This is a genomic window from Paraburkholderia sp. RAU6.4a (assembly GCF_050435625.1).
In the GTDB taxonomy this organism is placed as follows: Bacteria; Pseudomonadota; Gammaproteobacteria; order Burkholderiales; family Burkholderiaceae; genus Paraburkholderia; species Paraburkholderia tuberum.
On the sequence record NZ_JBNDKQ010000002.1, the window covers coordinates 2841888 to 2863679 of the forward strand.

23 protein-coding genes and 1 pseudogene are annotated in these 21792 nt (G+C 57.3%); 16 read left to right on the forward strand and 8 right to left on the reverse strand.

The window, feature by feature from the left end:
• Nucleotides 1–59: 59 nt before the first annotated feature.
• Nucleotides 60–596 (reverse strand): TlpA disulfide reductase family protein, encoded by a 537-nt coding sequence (locus OKW40_RS17970; protein WP_429490791.1) that lies wholly within the window; start codon nt 594–596, stop codon nt 60–62.
• 166 nt (nt 597–762) lie between these two features.
• Between OKW40_RS17970 and OKW40_RS17975 the strand changes: the two genes are divergently transcribed.
• The gene (locus OKW40_RS17975; protein WP_429490793.1) at nt 763–1485 is read left to right on the forward strand and encodes a hypothetical protein; all 723 of its coding nucleotides are present in this window, start codon (nt 763–765) and stop codon (nt 1483–1485) included.
• A 333-nt stretch (nt 1486–1818) separates the two neighbouring features.
• Here the strand turns inward: OKW40_RS17975 and OKW40_RS17980 are convergent.
• Both OKW40_RS17980 and OKW40_RS17985 read right to left on the reverse strand, forming a co-directional pair.
• Nucleotides 1819–2418: pseudogene (locus tag OKW40_RS17980) on the reverse strand (ATP-binding protein); the annotation flags it as partial.
• A 1047-nt stretch (nt 2419–3465) separates the two neighbouring features.
• Nucleotides 3466–3702, reverse strand: a complete 237-nt coding sequence (locus tag OKW40_RS17985) for a helix-turn-helix domain-containing protein (RefSeq protein ID WP_429490795.1) — start codon at nt 3700–3702, stop codon at nt 3466–3468.
• Nucleotides 3703–3921: 219 nt separating this feature from the next.
• Between OKW40_RS17985 and OKW40_RS17990 the strand changes: the two genes are divergently transcribed.
• The 6 genes from OKW40_RS17990 to OKW40_RS18015 all read left to right on the forward strand — a co-directional run bounded on the left by OKW40_RS17990 (nt 3922) and on the right by OKW40_RS18015 (nt 7787).
• Nucleotides 3922–4521 carry a hypothetical protein gene (locus OKW40_RS17990; protein WP_429490797.1) on the forward strand — a complete coding sequence of 200 codons (600 nt, stop codon included), beginning with the start codon at nt 3922–3924 and terminating at the stop codon, nt 4519–4521.
• A gap of 263 nt (nt 4522–4784) precedes the next feature.
• Nucleotides 4785–5276 carry a hypothetical protein gene (locus tag OKW40_RS17995; RefSeq protein ID WP_429490799.1) on the forward strand — a complete coding sequence of 164 codons (492 nt, stop codon included), beginning with the start codon at nt 4785–4787 and terminating at the stop codon, nt 5274–5276.
• Entirely contained in the window at nt 5273–5794 is a 522-nt protein-coding gene (locus tag OKW40_RS18000; RefSeq protein ID WP_429490801.1) for an HAD domain-containing protein, read from the forward strand. Before OKW40_RS17995 ends, OKW40_RS18000 begins: the two co-directional genes overlap by 4 nt.
• 10 nt (nt 5795–5804) lie before the next feature.
• Nucleotides 5805–6332, forward strand: a complete 528-nt coding sequence (locus OKW40_RS18005; protein ID WP_429490802.1) for an HAD domain-containing protein — start codon at nt 5805–5807, stop codon at nt 6330–6332.
• A 292-nt stretch (nt 6333–6624) separates the two neighbouring features.
• A complete protein-coding gene (locus tag OKW40_RS18010) occupies nt 6625–7248 on the forward strand; it encodes a hypothetical protein (protein ID WP_429490804.1) in 624 nt (207 codons plus the stop codon).
• A 197-nt stretch (nt 7249–7445) separates the two neighbouring features.
• Entirely contained in the window at nt 7446–7787 is a 342-nt protein-coding gene (locus OKW40_RS18015) for a hypothetical protein (protein ID WP_429490806.1), read from the forward strand.
• Between the two features lie 161 nt (nt 7788–7948).
• Here the strand turns inward: OKW40_RS18015 and OKW40_RS18020 are convergent, their stop codons facing one another.
• The 3 genes from OKW40_RS18020 to OKW40_RS18030 all read right to left on the reverse strand — a co-directional run bounded on the left by OKW40_RS18020 (nt 7949) and on the right by OKW40_RS18030 (nt 9671).
• Nucleotides 7949–8911: an SOS response-associated peptidase family protein gene (locus OKW40_RS18020; protein WP_429490807.1), complete on the reverse strand. Its 963-nt coding sequence runs from the start codon at nt 8909–8911 to the stop codon at nt 7949–7951.
• A gap of 108 nt (nt 8912–9019) precedes the next feature.
• On the reverse strand, nt 9020–9340 hold the full coding sequence (locus tag OKW40_RS18025; RefSeq protein WP_429490809.1) for a hypothetical protein: 321 nt from the start codon (nt 9338–9340) through the stop codon (nt 9020–9022).
• 64 nt (nt 9341–9404) lie between these two features.
• Entirely contained in the window at nt 9405–9671 is a 267-nt protein-coding gene (locus tag OKW40_RS18030) for a hypothetical protein (RefSeq protein WP_429490811.1), read from the reverse strand.
• Nucleotides 9672–9997: 326 nt separating this feature from the next.
• Here OKW40_RS18030 and OKW40_RS18035 point away from each other — a divergent pair, with 326 nt between their 5' ends.
• A complete protein-coding gene (locus tag OKW40_RS18035; protein ID WP_429490813.1) occupies nt 9998–10216 on the forward strand; it encodes an AbrB/MazE/SpoVT family DNA-binding domain-containing protein in 219 nt (72 codons plus the stop codon).
• Between the two features lie 759 nt (nt 10217–10975).
• Here OKW40_RS18035 and OKW40_RS18040 read toward each other — a convergent pair.
• On the reverse strand, nt 10976–11296 hold the full coding sequence (locus OKW40_RS18040; RefSeq protein WP_429490815.1) for a DUF4148 domain-containing protein: 321 nt from the start codon (nt 11294–11296) through the stop codon (nt 10976–10978).
• 441 nt (nt 11297–11737) lie between these two features.
• Here OKW40_RS18040 and OKW40_RS18045 point away from each other — a divergent pair, with 441 nt between their 5' ends.
• Nucleotides 11738–12922, forward strand: a complete 1185-nt coding sequence (locus tag OKW40_RS18045) for a porin (protein ID WP_429490817.1) — start codon at nt 11738–11740, stop codon at nt 12920–12922.
• A 93-nt stretch (nt 12923–13015) separates the two neighbouring features.
• Here OKW40_RS18045 and OKW40_RS18050 read toward each other — a convergent pair whose 3' ends face one another.
• A complete protein-coding gene (locus OKW40_RS18050; RefSeq protein WP_429490819.1) occupies nt 13016–14059 on the reverse strand; it encodes a LacI family DNA-binding transcriptional regulator in 1044 nt (347 codons plus the stop codon).
• A 92-nt stretch (nt 14060–14151) separates the two neighbouring features.
• Between OKW40_RS18050 and OKW40_RS18055 the strand changes: the two genes are divergently transcribed.
• The 7 genes from OKW40_RS18055 (at nt 14152) to chvE (ending at nt 21737) form a co-directional block, all read left to right on the forward strand.
• Nucleotides 14152–15366: a phytanoyl-CoA dioxygenase family protein gene (locus OKW40_RS18055; protein ID WP_429490821.1), complete on the forward strand. Its 1215-nt coding sequence runs from the start codon at nt 14152–14154 to the stop codon at nt 15364–15366.
• Nucleotides 15367–15502: 136 nt separating this feature from the next.
• Nucleotides 15503–16417: a LysR family transcriptional regulator gene (locus OKW40_RS18060; protein ID WP_429490823.1), complete on the forward strand. Its 915-nt coding sequence runs from the start codon at nt 15503–15505 to the stop codon at nt 16415–16417.
• 136 nt (nt 16418–16553) lie between these two features.
• The gene (locus OKW40_RS18065; protein WP_429490825.1) at nt 16554–17474 is read left to right on the forward strand and encodes an intradiol ring-cleavage dioxygenase; all 921 of its coding nucleotides are present in this window, start codon (nt 16554–16556) and stop codon (nt 17472–17474) included.
• Nucleotides 17475–17541: 67 nt separating this feature from the next.
• On the forward strand, nt 17542–18420 hold the full coding sequence (locus tag OKW40_RS18070) for a sugar phosphate isomerase/epimerase family protein (RefSeq protein ID WP_429490827.1): 879 nt from the start codon (nt 17542–17544) through the stop codon (nt 18418–18420).
• A gap of 44 nt (nt 18421–18464) precedes the next feature.
• Nucleotides 18465–19457 carry an inositol 2-dehydrogenase gene (gene iolG / locus OKW40_RS18075; protein WP_429490829.1) on the forward strand — a complete coding sequence of 331 codons (993 nt, stop codon included), beginning with the start codon at nt 18465–18467 and terminating at the stop codon, nt 19455–19457.
• A 27-nt stretch (nt 19458–19484) separates the two neighbouring features.
• Nucleotides 19485–20570 carry a Gfo/Idh/MocA family protein gene (locus OKW40_RS18080; protein ID WP_429490831.1) on the forward strand — a complete coding sequence of 362 codons (1086 nt, stop codon included), beginning with the start codon at nt 19485–19487 and terminating at the stop codon, nt 20568–20570.
• Between the two features lie 96 nt (nt 20571–20666).
• A complete protein-coding gene (gene chvE, locus OKW40_RS18085) occupies nt 20667–21737 on the forward strand; it encodes a multiple monosaccharide ABC transporter substrate-binding protein (RefSeq protein WP_429490833.1) in 1071 nt (356 codons plus the stop codon).
• Nucleotides 21738–21792 lie beyond the last annotated feature (55 nt).

Below are 21792 nucleotides of genomic sequence, written 5' to 3' on the forward strand. Positions count from 1 at the left end.
GGAGGCGGACGCCGGCGGCGGGAGGTTGCGCCGGCGCGTGGGGATCTGCTTGCGCCGGCTTAAGCCGCGCCAGCCTTCAGCGCTTTCGCGAGCAACTGGTCGAGTTCCGCGAACTGCGGCTCGCCGACATAGCGCTTCAGGATCTTGCCGTCTTTATCGACGACGAAGGTGGTCGGCGTGAGCTGCACGTTGCCGAACCGCTTGGCGGCCGACCCGTCGTCCATCGCGACCTTGAACGGCAGCTGACGCGTTTGCGTGTAATTGGTCACGTACATCGGCGCGTCGTAGTTCATTGCCACCGCGACGAATTCGAGGCCCTGGCCCTTGAAGCGGTTATAGGTCTCGACCATCTGCGGCATTTCCTTCATGCAGGTGTCGCAACTCGTTGCCCAGAAGTTGACCAGATAAACCTTGCCTTTGAGGTCCGCGGTCGTGAGCTTCTGTCCCGATAGCAGCGTGAAGGTCGCATCGGGTACGCGCTGCTGGCCGGCAAACGCGAAGTAACCGGCGACGGCGAGCGCAATGGCCATGGCCACCGCAATCAGATAGCGAAGCGGGTTCGTGCGCCGGACGGCGGTCGGTGAATTGGAACTCATGGACGGAACCTCGTGAGTCGCGCGCGGCGCGGAATAATGGGGCGGTGTGATGGCCCGCGGGCCGGTACTGAACAGCTTTTCCATTGTAGCTCCAATGGGTTCGGCTGCGCCGAAATGGCGGGACGACTGCGCTGCGCGCGTCGGCCCGGCGCTCGATCAGCGGATAATGGCGCTTTACGCTCCGAGAAGCCCGATCTTTCGTCCCATGCTCCGAACCGTTCTTCGCGTCTGCTCTTTAGTTGCCCGCGTTTCTCGCCGTTTTCCGTTGCTCAGCCGATTGTCCGCCCGCCGTGCGGGCGTCTTCCAACCGGCGGGCCTATTTCTCCGCGCATTCACGCGATCCGGTCACGCTCGAACCGTGATCGGCGCGGCGACGGCCGCGTTGGCGCTCGGCGTCGCGCTCAGCGCCTGCTCACCGACCTTCGACTGGCGCACCGTGATGAACAACGACAAGGGCTACACGGTCGACTTCCCAGCCAAGCCGGACAACGATCAGCGCGCGGTGCAGATCGGCGGCACACCGATGCAGATGGCAATGCAGACCGCCGAAGCGGGCGATGCAGTCTTTGCGGTCGGCACCGTGATGCTGCCCGACGACAGCGACGCGACCCAGCGTGCCGCACTCGATTTCCTGCGCGCGGGACTGGCGCGCAATGTCGGCGCGACGCCCGATGCTCACCCAGCGCAAATCCCGCTGGCGGCGGGCGGCAAGATACCGGGGCTGGAAATGATGGTGAGCGGCGCGGCGGGCGACAAACACGAGACGCGCACGGTGTATGCGCGGCTCGTCGCGCGCGGCCGGCACGTGTACCAGGCTGCGATCATCGCCGATCAACCGCTGCCGCAAGACCAGGTCGACCAGTTTTTTTCGTCGTTCCAGCTGTACTGAATGCGGTATTTTTGGCCGGTCGGGCGCCCCTCGGAGTGCCGAACGCAGTGAAAGTTCCTTCGCAGGTTTGTACGCTAATTGCCGGTTTACGTTGAGATTTTTGAGTTACGCGCACAGCCTGTGGATAACTCTGTTGAGAAGTCGGCCTCAATGGCCGCAAAAGCCCATCAGGCGGGCCTTCCGGCAAAATCCACGGGCGTAGGGAATTTAAAAAAAATACAATAAAATCAATGGCTTGGCGAGATGCTCGTCTGCGCGCTTTTGAGTTGTATCCAAATCTAACAGGATCGCGCATGTGTGAATAAGTCAAGTCTTGACAGTCGTTTTTTCTCCTCATAACGAGCCAAAAGCGCGGCGGTATTGGATTGCCTCGGCGACCTGCGCGGCGCTCGGCATCGCCGCGCCAGCCAGGTCCGCGACGGTGCGCGCGACCTTCAACACCCGGTAGTACGCCCGCGCCGACCAGCCAAAGCGCTCGCCGGCTTCGCGCAGCAGCGCCTCGCCCGCTGCGTCCGGGCGGCATACATCGTCCACTTCGCGTCCGTCCAGCTCGCGGTTGGTTTTGCCTTGCCGGGCCAGTTGCCGCTCGCGCGCAGCGCTCACGCGCTGTGCGATCGCCACGCTTGCTTCGCCGGTGGTGGCGGCGCGTGCCGCGAGTTCGGTGGCGGTCAGTGCTGGAATTTCGAGCTGGATGTCGATGCGGTCGAGCAGCGGTCCCGACAATTTACGCAAATAGCGCGCCGCAACTTCAGGCGTACAGCGGCAGCGCCCGCCCGGATCGCCGCGCCAACCGCACGGGCACGGGTTCATTGCGGCGATCAGTTGGCAGGCGGCGGGGAAATCCGCTTGCCAGGCGGCGCGCGAGATCGTGATGCGGCCAGCTTCGAGCGGCTCGCGCAGCGTTTCGAGCACCACGCGATCGAATTCGGGAAGTTAGCTTTTTGCATGGTTTTGTTTGTCATACTTTCATTTCTCTGTCACCAAGCTTTCAATAATTACCGTGGCTCCCAAGTTTACGATTTTTTCCATAATCTTTCGGTCGGTGAGCCCGCAACACGAGCCTAGCCCAAGATGCACGGCTGCCCCCCAAGAAGAGGTTCCTCTCGGCGTTCCGCAACAGTTTCATGACCTTGCTACGTCGCCGGTCGACCGACGAGACGATACGCAGGACAGGTTCACCTACCAATGGGCGATGGGCGTCGTGCTCTTGGCGCAAGCAATAAGAGGTGCGACTTCGGCGGTATCCATTACCTGATTGGGACGCGGGCTATCGGTAGCCCGCACCGTCTGGATAACGGGAAGCAGCTGGGGAAACGATAAGGGATACGGGATTATCGCGTGCCTGCCATTGGCGGGGTGAGCGCGCTCGACTCGTTCGACACGCGTTCACATTTAATGAGATGTTTTGCGTGCTGCCATCGTCAATGGCCGCAACTCGGCCGTTGGCCGTATGAACAGTGCGTGACCTTCTCAAACGTTCGTGCAAACCGCAGTACCGCGTTTAAGGTCGTGTACTACACGACCCATGACATCAACAAAACACTCCCCGCACGCAACGTACCTCGACGAACACGAACTCGCCGAGGCTTTGGGTCTTTCAGTTGCAACTATTCGCTTGCGCGCGAAACATCGGTCTTGGTTACTTCCTCCCCGCGCTTTAATTCGTGACCACAAGCTCTTGCGTTGGAGGCGGGACGTTTTCAATGCGTGGGTGCTGGAACACGAGTAGGAAAAGGGAATCGCTGCGGGCTCATTCGTGCTGCGGAGTTGACCTTGCATCGGCCTTTGTCAAGCCACCGCCGGCAGCTTGCATCGCGTGCCTCAAGACAGTCGCCTACGCAGTGGTGATAGAGCCACGCAAAGGCTGCCAAAGAACCGTGCTCGAAAGTCCGAATTGAAATCCATCTTGGGCTCTGCCGGTCAGCAGCCCAGGGATGCCTCCATTCGACAAAACGCGGCAATATTCTTTCGCGACGCCATCTATCCCTTAAGCAGCATTTGTGGGTCTGCGCCTAATCCTTCGGCGAGCTTCTGAAGGTTATCCAAGGTGATGTTCGTTACCGACCGCTCGACCTGGCTAACGTATGTGCGATGAAACCCGCAAACTTCGCTCAATTGTTCTTGCGACAAATTTCTTGCCAGTCGTAAGCGCCTAACTTGTTCCGCCAGACGGCGGCGTAGCCAAGGGTCGAACACTTTGTTATCAATTTCACTCATTCGAGCAGGTTCGCCGAATGACGGGCATTCGTCTACCTATTAAACATCTACTCTATTTACATCTACTGTGTAAACATCTACACTGGGTATTATTGGGCGAAGTTGTGGCGCGCAGAGCGCTCTCACGGTGCTGAACGCTCTCTGTTGATAAGTCCGGCGGTAAGTCGCGGCCCGTGGTCGCGTCGTCCACTAACGGGCTAGGCTCAGGAAGGCGAGGTGATGGTCTACGTGTTTTTCTGTGTCAGCGGCGCTCTCGGCCCGTTAAACCTCAATATCTGTGTGTCGAAGAGTCAAGGCACGATGGCAAACCTCCGCCAGCTCGACCGCGATGTTGCGTTATTGACAAAAACGTTGCGCGCCTATCCGGGGGCGGTCATCGTTGCGGGCAACTCTTGGCCGTTCTATTACGACTTTGAATCGATACGACAGGCCTTTTCGGAATTGGGTTCACGCGTGGTCAACGCCGTCAAAACGCTGGCGGACAGGCAGGAAGAAGCGGTGCTGGGATTCATGTCGAATCGTGCAGAGCCTTTCGTTGTTCTGGCCTCGCCGGAGTTCGAATTCTCTAACCTGACCGAATCTCGGCGCGTTGACGTCGACACTAGGTTTGGATTCGATGAGGCTGCCCGGTCAGCGCTCTTGGCTCAAATGCGGGATGTTGGAGAACCGGCAATTCGCCCGCTCTCGTACGACGACATGCTGCGTGCAACAGTTTCTGGACTTGCTCTGCGACGCACTAAACGAATGCTCTCACGCCTGCATGCAAGCGAGGACGTTCAGTTTCAGCAGAGTCTCCGTTCAATACTCGGTGAGGGTTGAGCAAGCGGAGAGAAACACTACGCCAAAACGCGCTGGAAAAGGTAGGTATGCGAAGTGTAAATGGGCAGAGAACGCATTCGATGACATACATATCAGCTCAAGCATCGGGTCCGTCGAAGGACGAAGAAGCGGAGAAGCGAGAAGCGTTAGCGAAAATTCGTCACCTACGTTCGTCGGATTGCTCGGAATCCAGGTCAACGAAAAACTAACGCGCGGCCTGACCGGAGGCGGATGGCTAGCCTCCACAATGCAGGAGTTAAATGATGAAAGACGGTGGGGAGACCGAACAGCGCATGACCGTAACACAGCAAGGTCTATTGCCGGTTCGTGTCTCACGTGGTGCCTTTTTCCATGTGCGCTACGGCGGAAAGACCGGTGATGGCTCGGAGGAATGCGCCTTCATTGCACATACGTTTGCGAGCGTTCGCGCTCTGCTATTGCAAGCGAACTGCGCTAACCCTGATGTTTATCTCTGTTCAAAGGTTGTTGGGGGAGGCATGGCAGTTCGGCGTGTGACCCTCATCCGAAAACTGCCACATACCGACCTATGTTTTTTTGAATTAGAGGACGGTCGCGGTGTGCTCTGGGATGAGGCCGGGTACTTCGGAGCGGTTAGCGCCTACCTTGATGTAGATGCACCACAGGACGTGAGTCAATTGACCACCATTGCTGCGCGTGAGGCTGGGACGGGTAGTGTCGAACAGAAAACGAACCACGGGGCTCGGGCGGTGGCTGACGTACCCCGGCGGTTATGAATGGCACAGGCGACAGTAACTGGGAAACAGAGCGGAGTCGACAGGTCTTATTTCTGGATTTCGACGGAGTACTTCACCGTTTCGGGGCCGTCCGGACCCGGAGAGGCATCACCAATATCTCTCCGGCCGCTCAGCTTTTCGAGTTTGCCCCGATTCTCGTGGCATGCCTTGCCCCGCACGGCCGGGTGGAAATCGTTCTTTCGACGTCGTGGGTACGCCAATTAGGTTACCAGCGGGCGAAAAATGCGCTGCCCGAAGCATTAAGTGAGCGCGTGGTCGGTGCAACATATCACTCGAGGTATTTCGACGCAGACACGTGGGCATCGAAGGCGCGAGGGACTCAGATTCTGCGCTACGTGTTGACTCATCGTCTAACGAGGTGGCTCGCAATTGACGACGAAATCGTCGGTTTCGGTGAGCATCTGTCTCACGTCGTCAGGTGCGATGAGAATTATGGCTTAGGCGACGTCAGGACTCAGATGTTACTCCGCACTCGACTCGCAGAGCAATTTGTATAACGAAGAGTTTATGGCTGATACCAGAATGCGACATGTTCTATTTCTAGACATCGACGGGGTCCTTCATCGAGGCATCGCACTTCGCGCTGGAAACCGTGTGATGAGCAGCGCGCCTAACGTCAAGCTGTTTGAATATGCCACTGTGCTTGATGACTTGCTAACTCCTTATCCTGATGTAGAGATTGTTCTCTCTAGTGACTGGTCGTTGGTCTTTGGGACCGAATTGACGCGCAATGCAATCCCGTCTCCAAGACTACAGAACCGCATCGTCGGTGCGACCTTTGATGGATGCACTTTGAATTCTGTCGTTTGGCCGCTTCTTCCACGCGGAGAACAGGTTTTAGACTACGTCTCGCGGAACGCACCACTGAGATGGCTGGCCGTAGATGACCGTGCTGACGGATTTGAAGCGCACAGGCACAGGCTCGTCCATTGTCAAACCGATGTCGCACTGGGCGACAGTGCAGTCGTCGAGCAATTCCGCGAGCGCCTACGGCGCTTTTTCACTAAAGCTCCTGATGATGACGCCGAGAACTGACGCGCATAGGAAAGCCGCCAATCCTGACGAAGGCCCCGCCTCGATATCTCGGAGCCGACCGGACAGGCGATTGAAAAGGCTGCTATCGATTGCAATCGACCTTGGTCTTGCCTACGTCGTAGCCGAACTAACTCCTCGTCGCTACGTTGAGTTGATGACAATGGGGAGTGCCGAGATTGGTCGAGCGCTCAGGAAAGCGATTCTGGACGAACAGTTTGAGCGGCGACGAAAGACGCGGCCAAAGAATAGGCTGTACTGATGTATGGCTGGGAACATTGTTGACGGAGAAAGCATGTCCATCTACCTGCAGCTCGCCGGCGAGGGCCCGGAAATCGTATGGCTCGCGGATTGGTCGATACGCGAGGCCGCTGACGGTGCGCGGCATTTCGTGGGTTACAGCCTTGAGACATCTAACGGCCGCCTCAGCACAAAAATCGTTCACTTACATAGGGCGACCCGTACAGCGCAAACATTGAGTGGGCGAATCTACCAGCTTGTTGGGCCGAGCGGGCATAACGCCGAGGCTGAGTATGTGTTCAACACGTTCGCCAAAGGCCTCGGCAACGGAAAACCATGGCGAAATGTAACGCGCGAGCTGATTCCGGATTGTATAGAGCGTGAGCATGTGCCAGCAACCTCTGACGAGGTGACGCTCGAAGCCGCTGCACGTTTGCTCCTTCTATCGCGCTCATATGTGAGCTCACTAATCAGTAACGACAAGCTCCCAGGTCGAGCGGGCGGAGACGGTGTCCAATGGATACCCATCGACGCTCTGACAGACTACCGCGCGAGGATGCGTGCCGAGCAACAAGAGGCGCTCAATGCTCTGATGGATACGTCGCAGCGGATGGGGCTTTACGACGCTGAAGCTGAGGAGCTTCGAGAGCATCAAAAGCCTGACGTAGACAACGAATAGGTGCTCCTCAACGTGGGCGGGCTGTTCCAGCGTTGTCCGGTTTGTGAAGATAGAAAAACGCGTGACCGTCGAGGCGAAGCAGTGCGGTTCGTTCGGTCACGTGTCCGTTGAAAGGGGGGATTCATCTATGGACGAAGGGACTAGTGCATTGCTTCGACTGCTCGCGTCCGAGCAGCGACATGCGAAGGGAGCCGAAGATGAAAGTTTGCGAACTGATTGCTCTGCTGCGGGACGTTGACCCATGCAGCACTGTGCTTTTCCTCGAAGACTATTCGGACTTGAGCGAGACGGATGAGATTCTCGACATCATCGTTCCTGAGCAGGCGTGGACTTATGAGACAGGGCGCTGTGGTCGGGAGCAATACAGCGTGCGATATCCAGGACGGTTCGAGCAGCGCAGCGAAGCGGATGGTTACCGCGACGTCGCCAACACTACCGAACGGGTCGTCTTGCTCGTCAACGGGGTTACGAACTATCGACGTATGAGGCTGCCGGAGCGCCTTCTACCACCGAGAGGGCCGGACGATGCGAAGACTTAGCGAACTGTAGAAGGTCAAAATGAAGCTCGCGCTCATGCAGGCGCAAGGCTAGCGATGACGCGCTCGATTCAGGAGCTCGAGCAGTTGTTGAATACGTGATTGTTCGAGCGGCAAGCTTGTGTTCAAAGTCCACGCTCAGACTCTCGGAAATCGCGAGCCAGTTATGCCGCGAGCCGGTGCTCGTAGTATGGGCGGTCCCTGTCATCAAGTATCGCGTACATCCTTTCGAGGTCCGATGCTTCAGGGTTGAGCCACGCGTCGATATTCTCAGGTTTGATAGGAATGATGCACCGGTCGTGCCCCGCAGCGGCAACCTCTGGCGGGGGCTCGTCTGTGATAGCCGCAAATGAGAGGAGGTCTGGCTCATTGGGCGCACTGCATCGCGACCACAGACACGCCACATGCATCAGCTCGCCGTTCGAAGGACGAAATTCGAGAACAATGTTCTCGTCGCGTTCATGAGTCTCCAACAACGTCCCCTCGAACTTCGCCTTGCTCACATTCTCGTAAAACACTTCGACAAGTAAAACGCCGTGAGTGTGCCCGAAGCACGGTTTCCAGAAGCCTTCCAGGTTGTCGCGGCGAGCGTTGTAAGTCCCGGGAAATTTAACATCGTAAGATGCAGGCTTGCCTGCAATGCGGCACTGGTAGCGCATCGGCTTCACGACGCGCTGTCCGTTTTCCAGGACCATCACGGGCGCATAGTACCCAGGGAATATGCGGGAGTCTCGCGGCTGCAGTTCGGCTCGCTGCAAATCGTCAAGCTTGCCTTTTGTCCAGGCAATCTTGTCGGTCGCGATGCGCTGGTGTTCGGTGGCTGCTTTGGTGACTTTCGTCTGCAAAATTCTTTCAGCATCGGCGAGGCGCTTGCGCTGCTTGAAAAGCTCCTGTTCAAGCTTCGTCGTCTGGTCGGAATTAAATCGGTGGATGAGAGCCGCAATCTCGGCCTGCGCTTCGGTTTCTGGATTGGCAAAAGCGTGTTCGACTGCTTTCGGAACCTTGGCCTTGCTTATACCTTCGGCGCGCTCGAAAAAGAGACGTGCGAACTCATGGATGTCCATGGTTGCACCGAAGGTGCGTACGAACTTCCTGTAATCCGCAACTATCTGGGCCGAGTAGCACATGCGTACCTCCGTGAGGAAAATTATGATACCTCTGCTCATGCAGGCCCGTCTGCGGAGTATTGCGGACAAAGAGACCCTTCGGTCAGCAAGCTTCGGCCCCTTAGGGACCTACTGCTTTTGTCGTCTCGTGTCGACTCCGACCGACTGTAATGTAGCGTCAATGTATTGCAGCTCGGGTTTGAAATTGAGCGCCCATTCCTCGCCATCACAACGCACCGTCATGCCGTTGTGCATCGAAATCAGATGACGTGCTTTGTACAAGGCGTCGACAAGCTTTGTTTCCCGCTCTGCTTCACGAACCCACTCGGCTGCGTTCTCGAGTCGCGACAGCATTCGATAGCCGTCGAACTTGATTTCGTATGACCAGTCTCCATTCGTCGGATGGCGCTCGACCAGGGTGGCGAGCTGCGGCTCAATCAAAAGTGGCATTTCTCCCGGTCCCGCCGGTGGGACCGGGACTCGCTTGGCCCGTGAACCGCTCCAGCGACTCATCTCAATCGCCCAGCCGGGGCGCGTCATCGTCGCGCGAAAGTCGGGTGAGCGCGCGCCGCGACACCGTGTAGGCAGGTTCGCGCGATTGTAAAAGTTTGCCCGCGCGCTGCGATTCCTTCCCACTATCCATCGGCCAACGTGATGAGCGTTCGACGAGTCCCGGAATAACCATACCGCGACGGACGGTTATGCCGCGCCGCGCTGGCAGCGGAGCCTCGACAAGGTGAGCTTCGCGCTCCGCGTGTTGGAAGAACAGGGTGATTTTCATGTGGGCCGCCCTCCGGACCGATAAAACGCAAGCCGCGCGCCAAGGTCTTAGGTGCCGTGAAGCGAGACATCGGACCTGCGAGCTAACCCCAAGGGTTTATCCGAGGTCTGCCTCCTCCATGCCCAACGTTATGGATTCAGCCCGCCCAGCGAGTGGGCTTTTTTCTTTCTTGTCCGACACTATCGGGCAGTTCTCGCTAGACTCATGCGTGTCTGCCCGGCCGGTTGGGCTGCGACGGCTCCAGATTTGGCCGACTGTCGACGCTCGGCCTTGGGCGTGGTTGCGATGTCGCTTCACAATTGCGAGAACGTAAGGAGAAAGAAGCCATGGCCGAATCCACGATGACATCCACAGGACAGACGACAGTTCCTCCTGAAGTGAGAGCAGCGCTTCGCGCCGAACCGGGTACCCGCCTCGCGTGGCATGTGATGCCGGACGGCGACGTCATCGTGCGCGCTAAAACCCTGTCTATTCTTGATTTGGCAGGGTCGGTGAAGGTAGGCGAACACGTGGGAATCAAGGACATGAATCCCTGGGATGGCTGATGGCGCTCCTCAATAGGACTGTGCTCGTTCATTTCCTTTTCAGAGCTATGAAGAGGGCTGCCAACCTCGCTCAAAAACGAATGCTCTCCGCCTGGTCTGGCGGTTGACCGCCCGATGATGACGTTGTCGTCAGTCGGCTGTATCCACAACGGCCCGTTCGAACAGCGCGGGCCACGCTCCCTGCGATGCGGTCGCCGGATTTAGGGAAGTGGAGGAGGTCGGTCTGGACGACTGTAGGAAATGGTGCTCCCGGTGTCCACCCCAAGTAGCTCGAGCGCTCGCATGAGGGCATATATCTCCGGTTCGAAACTCAGTTCAATTTCTTCCCCTTCTGATACCGCTCGCATTCCGGAGTGCACACAGAGGGCATGTAGCCCCTGGGTAACATAACGCGCGACATGCTCGTCCTTGGTCTTCGGGTTCAAGTAGTTTGCCGCATCCATGGCAGTGGCCTCTGTGCAAATGATTGATTTGGGGTCGAGCATCGTGCGTTTCACCCTACCCCTACGGCTTCAAATCGCGAGCGCAGGGTCCTCGGTTGCTTGAGCAAGAGGCGCGATGGTGAGGCGTTGGTGCGGGGCGGGCACGCCCTCAGCACGGATTAACCGTGGCCGGCGGCAAGGCTAGGCGCGCGCGTGGCGGACTTTAGCGTCGAGGGGACGGACCGACGTGTTTGTAATGGTCTTCCGGAACCAGCGTGCGTCTGCGCTCTCGTAAGCGAGCTTCGGTCACGAAGCCCGCTTGCATCTGCTTGAGGCATCACGGCGCAACAGCCGGTGCGTTGGTAGGCTTTTGGCCGGTCGCTTTTTGCTGCGCATTCTGGAGATTCTGCGGGTAGTTGCTTTGATTGCCGGCCGGGTTGTATCCGTTTTTCTCAAGCTTGCTGAGTTCCGCATTTTTCTTCGCGCGGCGCGCCTTGCTCTCCGCCTTCTTTTGCGCCTTCATCTCTTGCTTCGAAGTGACGCTATCAGAGGCGTCGGCGTCCGTGGTCGCCGCATGAGCTTGCAACGCGGCTATCGATATGAGACTGAGTGCCAGACTTGCTGAAACGAAAAAAATAGAAACGTTCTTGATTTCCATGCTATCTCCATATCGGTGAGTTTGGCCAAAGCGAGTCCGAGCTTATGTAGCCCGGACTTCATGCTGAAGAGAAATTCCCTTTCATCGGGAACGCTCGAACCGTAATCGATGACGCTCCAGAAGCGATACCGGGGTTAACCGCGATGAGGTGACTCAACGTCACCCTAAAGACGCGCCGGCATCGGTTCTCAGCCGCACTTTCCCTCTTTCCGCGAAAGAGATTCCCCGTTCTGCTCTTTGTTCGAGTGAATTGGGAATTTACACTCGGGCCGAAATCACACATCAGTCTGTCCCGCACGCGAAAGGCCGGCGTCGTATCCATCGCGCTCTGACATCGGTGCTGGGTAGTCCCATTGGGACTCAAGAAGCTTGGGACAGGAAATTCCTCTCGTTGAAGATATGTGTTATTTCGCTCGTACAACTAACTTAATGGAGACTTTGATGAAAAGGGTTTTTCTTGCCACGTTCGCGCTGTCCGCAACGGCTACAGCCATGGCTCAGAGCAGCGTTACGTTGTACGGTATCGTGGACAACGGCATCGTGTACGAAACGAACCAGCCGAAAGGGCACGTCTTCGCCGGACAAAGTGGAGGGTGGGCGCAATCCAGATTTGGCCTGAAAGGGGCTGAGGACCTCGGTGGCGGAACGCACGCAATCTTTCAGCTGGAATCCCGACTCAATACGATGAACGGAAGTGTTGCGAACGGAAGCTTCTTCGAGGGGCAGGCGACCGTGGGTCTGCAGAACGACACTTGGGGGCAAATCAAACTCGGAAACATGGGGTCAGCCGAAATCAGTCAGTATTCGGGCGACGTCGACCCCCAGCAAACGAAAAGGTATTCCATAGGGACACTCGTCCGTGGTCGCGTCTTTTCGCAGGCGGCAAACGGTGTAGAGTACCTCTCGCCGACGATTGCCGGTTTCACCCTGCAGGGTCAGTATGACCTGACGAATTCCACGAAGTGGAACTCTGGCAATCCTGGCAGCGCCCCTGGTCAACTTGGCACTACAACTGGACTCGGGAGCTCGCAAGGCCGCGCGGATGGCATCAAACTCTCATACACGAACAAGGGCCTTTTCTGGCAAGCGACTTACGACGAGGTCCGCGACGGCAACGGTAATTTCAGTAACGTGTATCTCGCTTCCCGCTCGATTCTCACCGGCCTAACGTATGCGTTTGGCCCTGTGACTGCTTATGTTGGATACCAGCATCTGAGCGCCCCGGACGCGTCGAACTTGGGTTATTTTGACACTGCGACTCCTCCAGCCCTGCCGGCAGGAGTGAGCCTTCCGACGTCCGTCAATCATGAATGGATTGGCGCAATCTGGCAGACGACGCCGGCGCTCGCTATCACGGGTGCCGTCTATCACGCAAACGCGAACAACGGTAACGGCAACGGGACGATGTACACACTCGGTGCGAACTATTCCCTGTCCAAGCGAACGCTCCTTTACACTGAATTGGCTTACCTCCGGAATAGTTCGACCTCCAACCTCGGCCTCGACGGTGCATTGTATGGCCCTAACATCAACGACGACGCGGTCAACGGGAGCCCCTCGAGCACCAACCCAAATTACGGCAGAAGCCAGTTTGGCGTAATGGCTGGGCTTGCGACAAGGTTCTGATGTTTTCGTGGGAGCCCGGGATGGGTGCCATCCCGGGCCGCAGCGAAAATAAGGAAAGCCGGCCTTAGTAACGCAAGCGGGAGAGCAGTCAATTCAATCGCGGAAACGACTGGCGATGTAATCCGGAATGTTTTCCGGCGTCACAACCATGACCGAAGAAGACGGCGAGACGGACGAGGCCGGCAAAAGTTTGTGATAGTGCATGATGTGATGGCATGCGGAGCGCATGTCCTGCCGCAGGTCATGATGCAGGATTACTTGTATCTTGCCTTTCCTTAGAAGGTGCACATTGTCCCGGTCCAGGTCATGTCCTATGAAGAGGGTGGGCGTTTGCTGTTGCGCCTCAAGCGCGCGGAGTATCGCGACGTTACCGCCGCCCATAGAGTACACACCAGCGATGCCAGTATCGTCGTCCAGAACGTTTCGCACTCGTTCTTCGGTCGGCAAGTCGAGACCGTGTCCACCACTTGCATCAACCAGTCTGAGCTGAGGGTGATGTTTGCGCAGTGCTCGACGAAAGCTTATCTCGCGCTCTTCCTCTCCCCGGAATTGCTCGTCGCTCATAGTTATCAACACATTCGCCGGTTTCGGTCCCAGCCATAGCCCAAGGAGGTAGGCGGCTGTTGCCCCAGCTACGCGATTGTCGAGTCCTGCGTAGGCGATGCGGCCAGACAGCGGAATGTCGGTGACCACGGTGACGACCGGAATCCCGGCGCGCTGCAGTTCTGCGACTGCATCTGCAATCTCGGGTACATCCCGAGCCTTCAGGAAGACTCCGTGACTTCCCCTTCGGGCAATCGACCGAAGGGCTTCCACTACCTCGGTGGTCGTCATCGTCTCCTGCAACAGGAAGCGCGGTCTAACAATCGCCGGATGCAACAAGGCGAGTTCGCCATCAAGCGCGTACTTGATTTCATCACTGAACCGCGACGGTGCCTCGACAATCACGTCGACGATGAGCTTGCGTCCCGTGTTTGCCAGATTCAACTGCTGCGTCTCAAGCTCCTTGATGGCTTGCTCGACCTTCCGGCGAGTGTGCTCCCGAACGTTGGCACGCTCGTTTAAAACCCTATCGACCGTGGCCACGCCGAGTCCTGCCTGGAGGGCAATTTCCTTAATCAAAAACCGGTGAGCCACTCTGACCCTCCATCGCCGATAGATTCTTGATGTAATTATGAGACTTCAAGAAGCTCGTTGCGAGATATCCTACATCGAAACGGGAGGCGCGGATGGACTATCCACAAGCAGACTATCTCACTGAGCGGGATGCCTGGTTTGAAGAAGGCGACTGTAAGTTGAGCGATTTCGTGAGTGAACTTGGCGCGGGACCAGACTCGGCGCTTCGCTACGCGGCCACCTCGGTCCTAGGTATTCCTTCATACGAATGTGCCGTTATCGAACAAGCGCTCTTGTCTCGCGGCGAAAGGAAGCAGTTGCTATCCGAGTGGGCCAGTGTCTTGCGCAATGGTGCTGGAGTCTTCGTACTCAAGAATGGATTTGCCGATATGAGGGTCGTGGATGAGGCGACGGCTGTCTTCGAATCAATCATCGCGGCTGAAAAGAAATCGGGTCAGAGGGCGGACCACTTCGCCAAAGCCGGTGCAAACGACCGCATTTGGAACGTGCAGGAAAAACTCTGCCTGAAGGCTCCCGAGATTTTTGTTCGCTACTTCTCGACCCCATGGCTGCCGGCAGCGGCCGAGGCGTGGCTGGGGCCGAGTTTCCAGGTTACCTCTCAGGTAAACGTCGTACGGCCCGGAGGGCAGGCGCAGCAAGCCCATCGCGACTACCACTTGGGTTTCCAAACGGCAGAAGTGGCGACGTCCTACCCAGCACACGTACACCGGATGTCCGCCTTCCTCACGCTGCAAGGAGCCGTCGCACACTGCGACATGCCTGTTGAAAGTGGCCCGACCAAACTTCTGCCAGGTTCACAACGCTACGCCCCGGGCTATGTGGCCTGGCGCAGAACCGACTTTCGCGAATATTTCGAGAACCACTTTGTCCAGGTTCCGCTTGCTAAGGGCGATGCCATCTTCTTCAATCCGGCGCTATTTCACGCAGCCGGTACCAACCGGACCAGCGACGTCCAACGCATGGCGAATTTGCTCCAAATCTCGTCGGCTTACGGTCGGGCGATGGAGGTCGTTGACCGAGCCCGGATGTGCGAAATCCTCTATCCAGTCTTGTTGGCCAAGTTGAGAGCCTCCGAAATCACACGCGTCCAAGCCCTGTCAGTGATTGCCTCGTGCGCTGAAGGATATTCGTTCCCAACGAATTTGGACCGAGACCCGCCAACTAACGGCCTCGCGCCAGAGAGCCAAAGTCAGATGATGGTTCGCGCGCTCGACGAGAACTGGGAACCGGTTGAACTCGGGCGAGCGCTCGCACAACACGCGTGGCGCAGGCAAACTGGGCCCTCGAACAAATTGATAGATTATTGATGTATTTATAGCCGTAAAAGATAGATTTTTGGAACTATCATGATGCTAAGCGCGATGTTAAAGATTTCAAGAATGTCGCGCGTGTACCCGTGCTCGGTTGCGTGCGGGCGAAGACAACGCATCACGGTGCATGGGCATGGACCAGTTCAAGGAACTCCAGCTGTTCGTCGAAGTTGCCGAGACGGGCAGCATCAGCCGAGCTGCGGAATCGGTTGACCTTTCTATCTCGGCGGCGAGCCGATATTTGATTTCGTTAGAGGCGAGGCTCGGGGTCCAGCTGGTACGGCGGACGACGCGCAACCTTTATCTGACTGAAGCGGGTGCTGAGTTTCACCGGCGCTGCAAATCTATCCTCAGTGAACTGGGCGAAGCGGAGGCTGTTATCAGGGAGGCAGTTGTGCGCCCGAGCGGGGTGCTACGCGTCACCGCTTCATTGTCATTCTGCATGTTGCACATTGCGCCGATGCTCCCTGACTTTACGGCGCGATATCCCGATATCACTGTCGATGTGCTTGCAGCCAATCGTTACTGTGACATTATCGAGAATGGCATCGACGTCGCGATTCGAACGAAGGTCCTGGAGCCAGACAGCAACATCACAATTAGAAGACTGGCATCGACACGTCGCATACTTGCTGCGTCGCCTCGTTATATTGAGGCGAATGGCAGCCCCCGATTCCCAGCGGAGCTCGTGAAGCATAGGGTTCTGAACTATCAGCTTGCTGACAACCCACGCGAACTCTCGTTTACGCGTGGCGGCGAGAATGTAGTTGTTAAAGTCAAGCCATTGGTTGAGTCGAATGACGGGCAAATCTTGCGCGTCGCTGCGCTCAACAATATGGGCATCCTCGTCCAGCCTAAATTCATCGTCTATGACGATATCAAGGCCGGCCGCCTTGTCCCGGTTCTCGATGATTGGGACCTTCCCCGGCTGACCATGAACATCGCATTTCAGACCCGCGCGCACCTGCCCGTGAAGGTGCGCCTATTCATCGACGCCCTTGTCGAGCGGTTCCAGCAAAACGACTACGAACGCCATTGGACAGCCTGAGCCGAGTGGCGACGGGCGCGCGTCAACGCTTCTTCCCACTCAGCGCGAAAGACTTTCCCTTTCCAGCTCTTTTTTACCAGCAAAGGCGAATATAGACTGGTCTCAAAGGTACAGACAAGATTGATGGAGACACACAATGCAAAGCGCTTCCCCCGCAGTTCAGTCAGCATCGCCATATTTTGATGAAGCACGCTCGGCGGAGGTCGTGAATGCCCGTATGAGCGACGACGCTGACGGTCGCCTTCGGAAGGTCATGGCGGTACTGGTCACGCATCTACATGCAGCCATTAAAGAAATCGAGCCAACGCACGAAGAGTGGTTTGCGGCCATTCGCTTTCTGACCGAGACGGGTCAGATGTGTAACGACTGGCGGCAAGAGTACATCCTCCTCTCGGACATTCTCGGCGTCTCGATGCTGGTCGATGCAATCAACCATCGTCGTCCGAGCGGTGCGACACCGAACACGATTCTGGGTCCCTTCTACGTCGCCAACGCACCGGAGTATCCGAACGGCGAGAACATCTGTCTGGATGGAAAAGGTGAACCCATGGTTGTCGAAGGTCGCGTGACGGACATCAAGGGAACCCCGATTCCAAATGCAAAGCTTGAAGTCTGGCAGACCAACGACGACGGCTTCTATGACGTGCAGCAGAAGGGCATGCAGCCCGAGTCGAATCTGCGTGGGGTCTTCACCTCGGATGATGACGGCCGTTACTGGTTCAAGTCCGTCAAGCCGCGCCACTATCCGATTCCTTCGGATGGCCCGGTCGGAAAGCTTCTGGGCGCAATGGGCCGGCACCCGAATCGTGCTGCTCACTTGCATTTCATCGTCACTGCCCCGGGCTACGACGCGGTCATCACTCATATTTTCACGCCCGACTGCCCGTATCTGTCAGAAGACGCAGTATTTGGCGTGAAGCGCGAACTCATTGCTGATTTCAACAAGATTGACGACCCGGAGGCCGCGAAGCGGGTTGGGCTTTCGTCGCCATTCTGGTCGGTGTCGTGGGACTTCAGTCTCGCGACCTCGACTAAGCCCGTCCGGACAATCCCTTAGTCGGGCGGCACGCAAGAGCGTGTGTTTTGAGCACCAGATGACATTGAGACAAACAGGAGTACTACACATGAGCACGAAGAAAGAATTGCTGGCTGCTTACTGGACCCTGGCCGGCGACGTTTATCCGTGTGCAGCGAACGAAATCAGCCCGTTCCCGTTGCGCGACCGCTGCGAAGCAGCGATGCGAGCTGGCTGGAGTGGTGTTGGGCTCATTCTCGATGACCTCGAGTACAGCATCGAAAAGTACGGTCTGTCTGGCATCAAGAGCATTCTCGACGATACCGGTATGAAGTACTTCGAGCTCGAAATACTTATGGACTGGTACTTTGATGGCGAAGCGCGCGCAAAGTCAGACCACTGCCGGAGCCGGTTCATCGAACTGGGTGGGGAACTGGGCATGCGTAACCTAAAAATCGGTGCGAGCCCCTTCGATAAAAACCCGGCCGACTTTGCGCGCATGACCGACGAATTCGGAAGGCTTTGCCAAGACGTCGCGACGGTTGGCGCGACGGTAGCAATCGAATTCATGCCTTTTTCCCCCATCCGAAACGTCGCGGAGGCGCTGCAAGTTGCGGAAGGCGCAAATCAGCCTAACGGTGGACTGATGGTCGACCACTGGCACGTCGCACGCGCTAACACGCCGTACAGCGAGGTCGCTCAAATCCCCGCGCGCTTCATTAAGGGCGTAGAGATGGACGATGTCGGCGCACAGGTTAAGGGGTCGCTATTCGACGATTCGACCTTCAATCGTCAGCTGTGCGGCGAAGGTGCAGGCGACTGCGTTGCTTTCGTCAATGCACTAGAGAAAGCCGGCTGTCCGCTCCCGTACTACGGAGTCGAGCTTATCTCTGAGGTCCACCGGAAATTCCCGCTCGACGAAATGGCGAAGCGCGCTTACGACACGACCGTCGCGCAATTTTCGGCCGCGCCGTCGACGACCGCATAAGGCGCATCACTTTTCAACGAAAAAAGTATTTCTGGAGACTCAAAATGATTCGAATCGCCGTACTCGGTGCTGGCCGCATTGGCCGCATTCACGCTGCCAACGTCGCCGCGAGCCCGAATGCACAGCTGGTCGTGGTGGCGGACCCGGTTGAAAGCGCAGCACAGTCGCTGGCTACTCGTCTCGGCTGTGAAGCCTCGACAGACCCCGCAGGCGTTCTTGAGCGGAAGGACATTGATGCAGTTGTCATCGGCACACCGACAGACACGCACATCACGTTCATGCTTGAGGCCGTCAAGCGCGGCAAGGCTGTCCTGTGCGAAAAGCCCATCGACCTTGACATGGAAAAGTCGCTCGCCGCAGCGAACGAGGTCGAACGCCAAGGTGGTCGCGTCATGCTCGCGTTCAATCGTCGCTTCGACCCCACGTCGCAAGCCTTCCGCAAGGCGATTGACGCGGGCGACATTGGTGAGGTTCGCCAGGTCATCATCTCGAGCCGGGACCCAGGCATGCCTCCCCGCGACTATGTCGAGCACTCGGGCGGCATCTTCCGCGACATGGTCATCCACGACTTGGATATGGCTCGCTGGCTGCTCGGTGAGGAGCCCGTCGAGGTCATGGCCATGGCTAGCCGCCTCATCGACGAGTCGCTGGAGAAGCTGACCGACTTCGATACGGTGATGGTTCAGTTGCGCACCGCATCCGGCAAGCAATGCCATATCAACTGCTGCCGCGAGGCCGTCTACGGCTACGACCAGCGCATGGAAGTGTCCGGTTCCACGGGGATGCTCTTGCAAGAGAATCTCCGCCCGTCGACGATTCGTCGCTGGTCGAAGGAAGTCACGGACGCGCGCGAGCCGCTTCTGAATTTCTTCCTTGAGCGCTATGTAGAGGCTTATAAGGCGGAGCTCGAAGCCTTCGTCGACGCTCTGAGCACAAATTCGCCGCTGCCGACGTCTGTTCAGGACGGGCTGAAAGCCCTGCGCCTGGCGGACGCTGCACTCGAGTCCGCTTTGTCGGGCAAGGCAGTCAAGGTGTAACCAGGAATCCGGAGGAGATAAGTCATCATGCGAAAGATTGGTCCGAACGAAACGCTTGGCGTGGCATGTCTTGGCATCACTCACCCGCACACTTCCGGGCGAGTCAAGGCCATCCAGCGTCGTACCGATGCGAAGATGCTCGGTGCTTGGGATACGAGTCCGCTGCTCACGCCGTTCGTCGACGCGCTTGACCTTGAAGCGCGCTCGAAGGAGGACATCCTGGCGGATGAGAACGTCCATGTCGTGCTCGTCCACTCGAAGAGTGAAAAGATGGCCGACCTGACTATCGAGGCGCTCGAAGCCGGGAAGGCGGTGCTATGCGAAAAGCCCGCTGGTCGCAGTTCAGCGGACGCAAAACGCATCGCCGATGCAGTCGAACGTACTGGCGGTCTCTTTCAAGTCGGATATTGCTGGCGCTTCGCTCCCTCAGTCGACGCCATGCAGGCCGCGCTCAAAAGCGGCCGGCTCGGAAAAGTCGTTCAGGTACGGGCGCACGCCGGTTGTTCGCACGATGAGGCGGGCACCCCTCACATGACGCAGCCCGGCGATATCGGTGGTGCCGTGTTCGTTATCGGCTGCCATCTCATTGACCGCATTCTTCTGCACTTCGGACTGCCGCGCTCGGTGAACGCTCGAATCACGAAGTTCCCGAACTTCCACGGCGACGAGTCGCGTGAAGACGCAGCGGGCGCGGTGCTCAACTACGAAGACAAGATTGTCACCGTCGACTTCATGTCGTGGGATGTTCTTCCATGGACCGAAAGCTGGGACATCACCGCGTACGGGACGGAGGGCATCATGTCGTCGCGCTCGCTGCCCGCAAGCTACAAGATTTATGACGCTGGCAAAGGCCAGCATCCGGAAGGCTGGACCGAGTGGCAAGAGACCAGCTTCCCGGAGATTTGGGCGACAAAGAAGACGGAATACTCGCCCGACATCGCTGAAATCGGCAATCCGGTGTACTTCGACCGCGAGTCGAACGCGTTCATCGGCGCATTGCGCAACGGCACGCCGTCGGTTGTCTCAGCCACCCAGGCATACAACATCAGCCGTGTCATCGAGGCCATGTTCGCCTCTTCAAAAGAAGCTGGGGCAGAGGTCTTTATCGGTTAAGGATTCGGACGGGCGACGCGCTTGAGTATCGTCCGAAGAATTCACACTTTATAAACTGCATACGTAAATACGCATTCCTAAATAGGAGACAATGTCATGAAGATTCTGAAAAGTGTCGCGGTTATTCTGGCCGCCTCGGCAGCTTTCGCCGTAACGTCTGGTGTCGCTACCGCTCAAGATAAAGGTGTGGTCGGAATTTCGTTGCCCGACAAGACCGAATCCCGCTGGATTACCGACGGGAAAAGCATGGTCGACGCGCTGAAGGCAAAAGGCTACTCGTCCGACCTCCAGTACGCAAACTACGACGTTCCGACACAGGTGAACCAGGTCGAGAACATGCTTGCGAAGGGCGTCAAGGCATTGGTTATTGCGCCTATCGATGGCAAGACCTTCTCTGACGCGCTGGCGCTGGCCCAGAAAAAGGGCATCAAGGTCATCTCCTACGACCGTCTGATTAGCCAGACCAAGGATGTCGATTATTACGCGACCTTCGACAACTACGGCGTGGGCGTCCTGCAAGCTCAAAGCATCGTTAACGGCTGGCAGAAAGCAGGCAGCAAAACTCCATTCAACATCGAAGTGTTTGGGGGCTCTTCCGACGACAACAATGCTCACATGGTCTATGCAGGCGGTATGTCGGTTCTGAAGCCTTACATTGACAGCGGCAAGTTCGTGATTCGGAGCAAACAGGTCGCGTTTGAGAAGGTCGCAACGCGCAATTGGGATGGTGCGACGGCTCAGGCACGGATGGACAATCTGTTGAGCGCATTTTACGGCAAGGACCACCTCGACGCGGTGTGGGCCCCGAATGACGCGTTGGCAGTTGGCATCATCTCGTCTCTCAAGGGCGTGGGGTACGGTTCGGGGCAGCAAGCAATGCCCATCATCACGGGACAGGATGCGGACATTCAGAACGTGAAGAACATCGTTCGCGGTGACCAGACGTCAACCGTGTTCAAGGACACCCGCAAGCTCGCCAGCGTCGCCGCCGACATGGTCGATGATGCGTTGTCGGGCAAGCAGGTGCCTGTCAATGATACGAAGAGCTACAACAACGGCGCGAAGATTGTTCCCACGTACCTCGTGAAACCTATTCTCGTCGACAAGGGCAATTACCAGGCGGAACTCGTGACGAGCGGGTATTACACGCAGGCACAAATCAAGTAAGGCATCTGGACGTACGCGAAGTGGAGCTTCCCGGTGGAGCTCCGCGTCGCGCAGG

What these genes read in the sequence shown, in the direction of transcription:
- OKW40_RS18060 (WP_429490823.1), top strand. Translation starts at nt 15,503, where the DNA reads ATGGACCAGTTCAAGGAACTCCAGCTGTTCGTCGAAGTTGCCGAGACG.
- OKW40_RS17990 (WP_429490797.1), top strand. Translation starts at nt 3,922, where the DNA reads ATGGTCTACGTGTTTTTCTGTGTCAGCGGCGCTCTCGGCCCGTTAAAC.
- OKW40_RS18080 (WP_429490831.1), top strand. Translation starts at nt 19,485, where the DNA reads ATGCGAAAGATTGGTCCGAACGAAACGCTTGGCGTGGCATGTCTTGGC.
- OKW40_RS18040 (WP_429490815.1), bottom strand. Translation starts at nt 11,296, where the DNA reads ATGGAAATCAAGAACGTTTCTATTTTTTTCGTTTCAGCAAGTCTGGCA.
- OKW40_RS18045 (WP_429490817.1), top strand. Translation starts at nt 11,738, where the DNA reads ATGAAAAGGGTTTTTCTTGCCACGTTCGCGCTGTCCGCAACGGCTACA.
- OKW40_RS17970 (WP_429490791.1), bottom strand. Translation starts at nt 596, where the DNA reads ATGAGTTCCAATTCACCGACCGCCGTCCGGCGCACGAACCCGCTTCGC.
- OKW40_RS18000 (WP_429490801.1), top strand. Translation starts at nt 5,273, where the DNA reads ATGAATGGCACAGGCGACAGTAACTGGGAAACAGAGCGGAGTCGACAG.
- OKW40_RS18055 (WP_429490821.1), top strand. Translation starts at nt 14,152, where the DNA reads ATGGACTATCCACAAGCAGACTATCTCACTGAGCGGGATGCCTGGTTT.
- iolG (WP_429490829.1), top strand. Translation starts at nt 18,465, where the DNA reads ATGATTCGAATCGCCGTACTCGGTGCTGGCCGCATTGGCCGCATTCAC.
- OKW40_RS18065 (WP_429490825.1), top strand. Translation starts at nt 16,554, where the DNA reads ATGCAAAGCGCTTCCCCCGCAGTTCAGTCAGCATCGCCATATTTTGAT.
- OKW40_RS18020 (WP_429490807.1), bottom strand. Translation starts at nt 8,911, where the DNA reads ATGTGCTACTCGGCCCAGATAGTTGCGGATTACAGGAAGTTCGTACGC.
- OKW40_RS17995 (WP_429490799.1), top strand. Translation starts at nt 4,785, where the DNA reads ATGAAAGACGGTGGGGAGACCGAACAGCGCATGACCGTAACACAGCAA.
- OKW40_RS18070 (WP_429490827.1), top strand. Translation starts at nt 17,542, where the DNA reads ATGAGCACGAAGAAAGAATTGCTGGCTGCTTACTGGACCCTGGCCGGC.
- chvE (WP_429490833.1), top strand. Translation starts at nt 20,667, where the DNA reads ATGAAGATTCTGAAAAGTGTCGCGGTTATTCTGGCCGCCTCGGCAGCT.
- OKW40_RS18015 (WP_429490806.1), top strand. Translation starts at nt 7,446, where the DNA reads ATGAAAGTTTGCGAACTGATTGCTCTGCTGCGGGACGTTGACCCATGC.
- OKW40_RS18030 (WP_429490811.1), bottom strand. Translation starts at nt 9,671, where the DNA reads ATGAAAATCACCCTGTTCTTCCAACACGCGGAGCGCGAAGCTCACCTT.
- OKW40_RS18005 (WP_429490802.1), top strand. Translation starts at nt 5,805, where the DNA reads ATGGCTGATACCAGAATGCGACATGTTCTATTTCTAGACATCGACGGG.
- OKW40_RS17985 (WP_429490795.1), bottom strand. Translation starts at nt 3,702, where the DNA reads ATGAGTGAAATTGATAACAAAGTGTTCGACCCTTGGCTACGCCGCCGT.
- OKW40_RS18025 (WP_429490809.1), bottom strand. Translation starts at nt 9,340, where the DNA reads ATGCCACTTTTGATTGAGCCGCAGCTCGCCACCCTGGTCGAGCGCCAT.
- OKW40_RS18035 (WP_429490813.1), top strand. Translation starts at nt 9,998, where the DNA reads ATGGCCGAATCCACGATGACATCCACAGGACAGACGACAGTTCCTCCT.
- OKW40_RS17975 (WP_429490793.1), top strand. Translation starts at nt 763, where the DNA reads ATGGCGCTTTACGCTCCGAGAAGCCCGATCTTTCGTCCCATGCTCCGA.
- OKW40_RS18010 (WP_429490804.1), top strand. Translation starts at nt 6,625, where the DNA reads ATGTCCATCTACCTGCAGCTCGCCGGCGAGGGCCCGGAAATCGTATGG.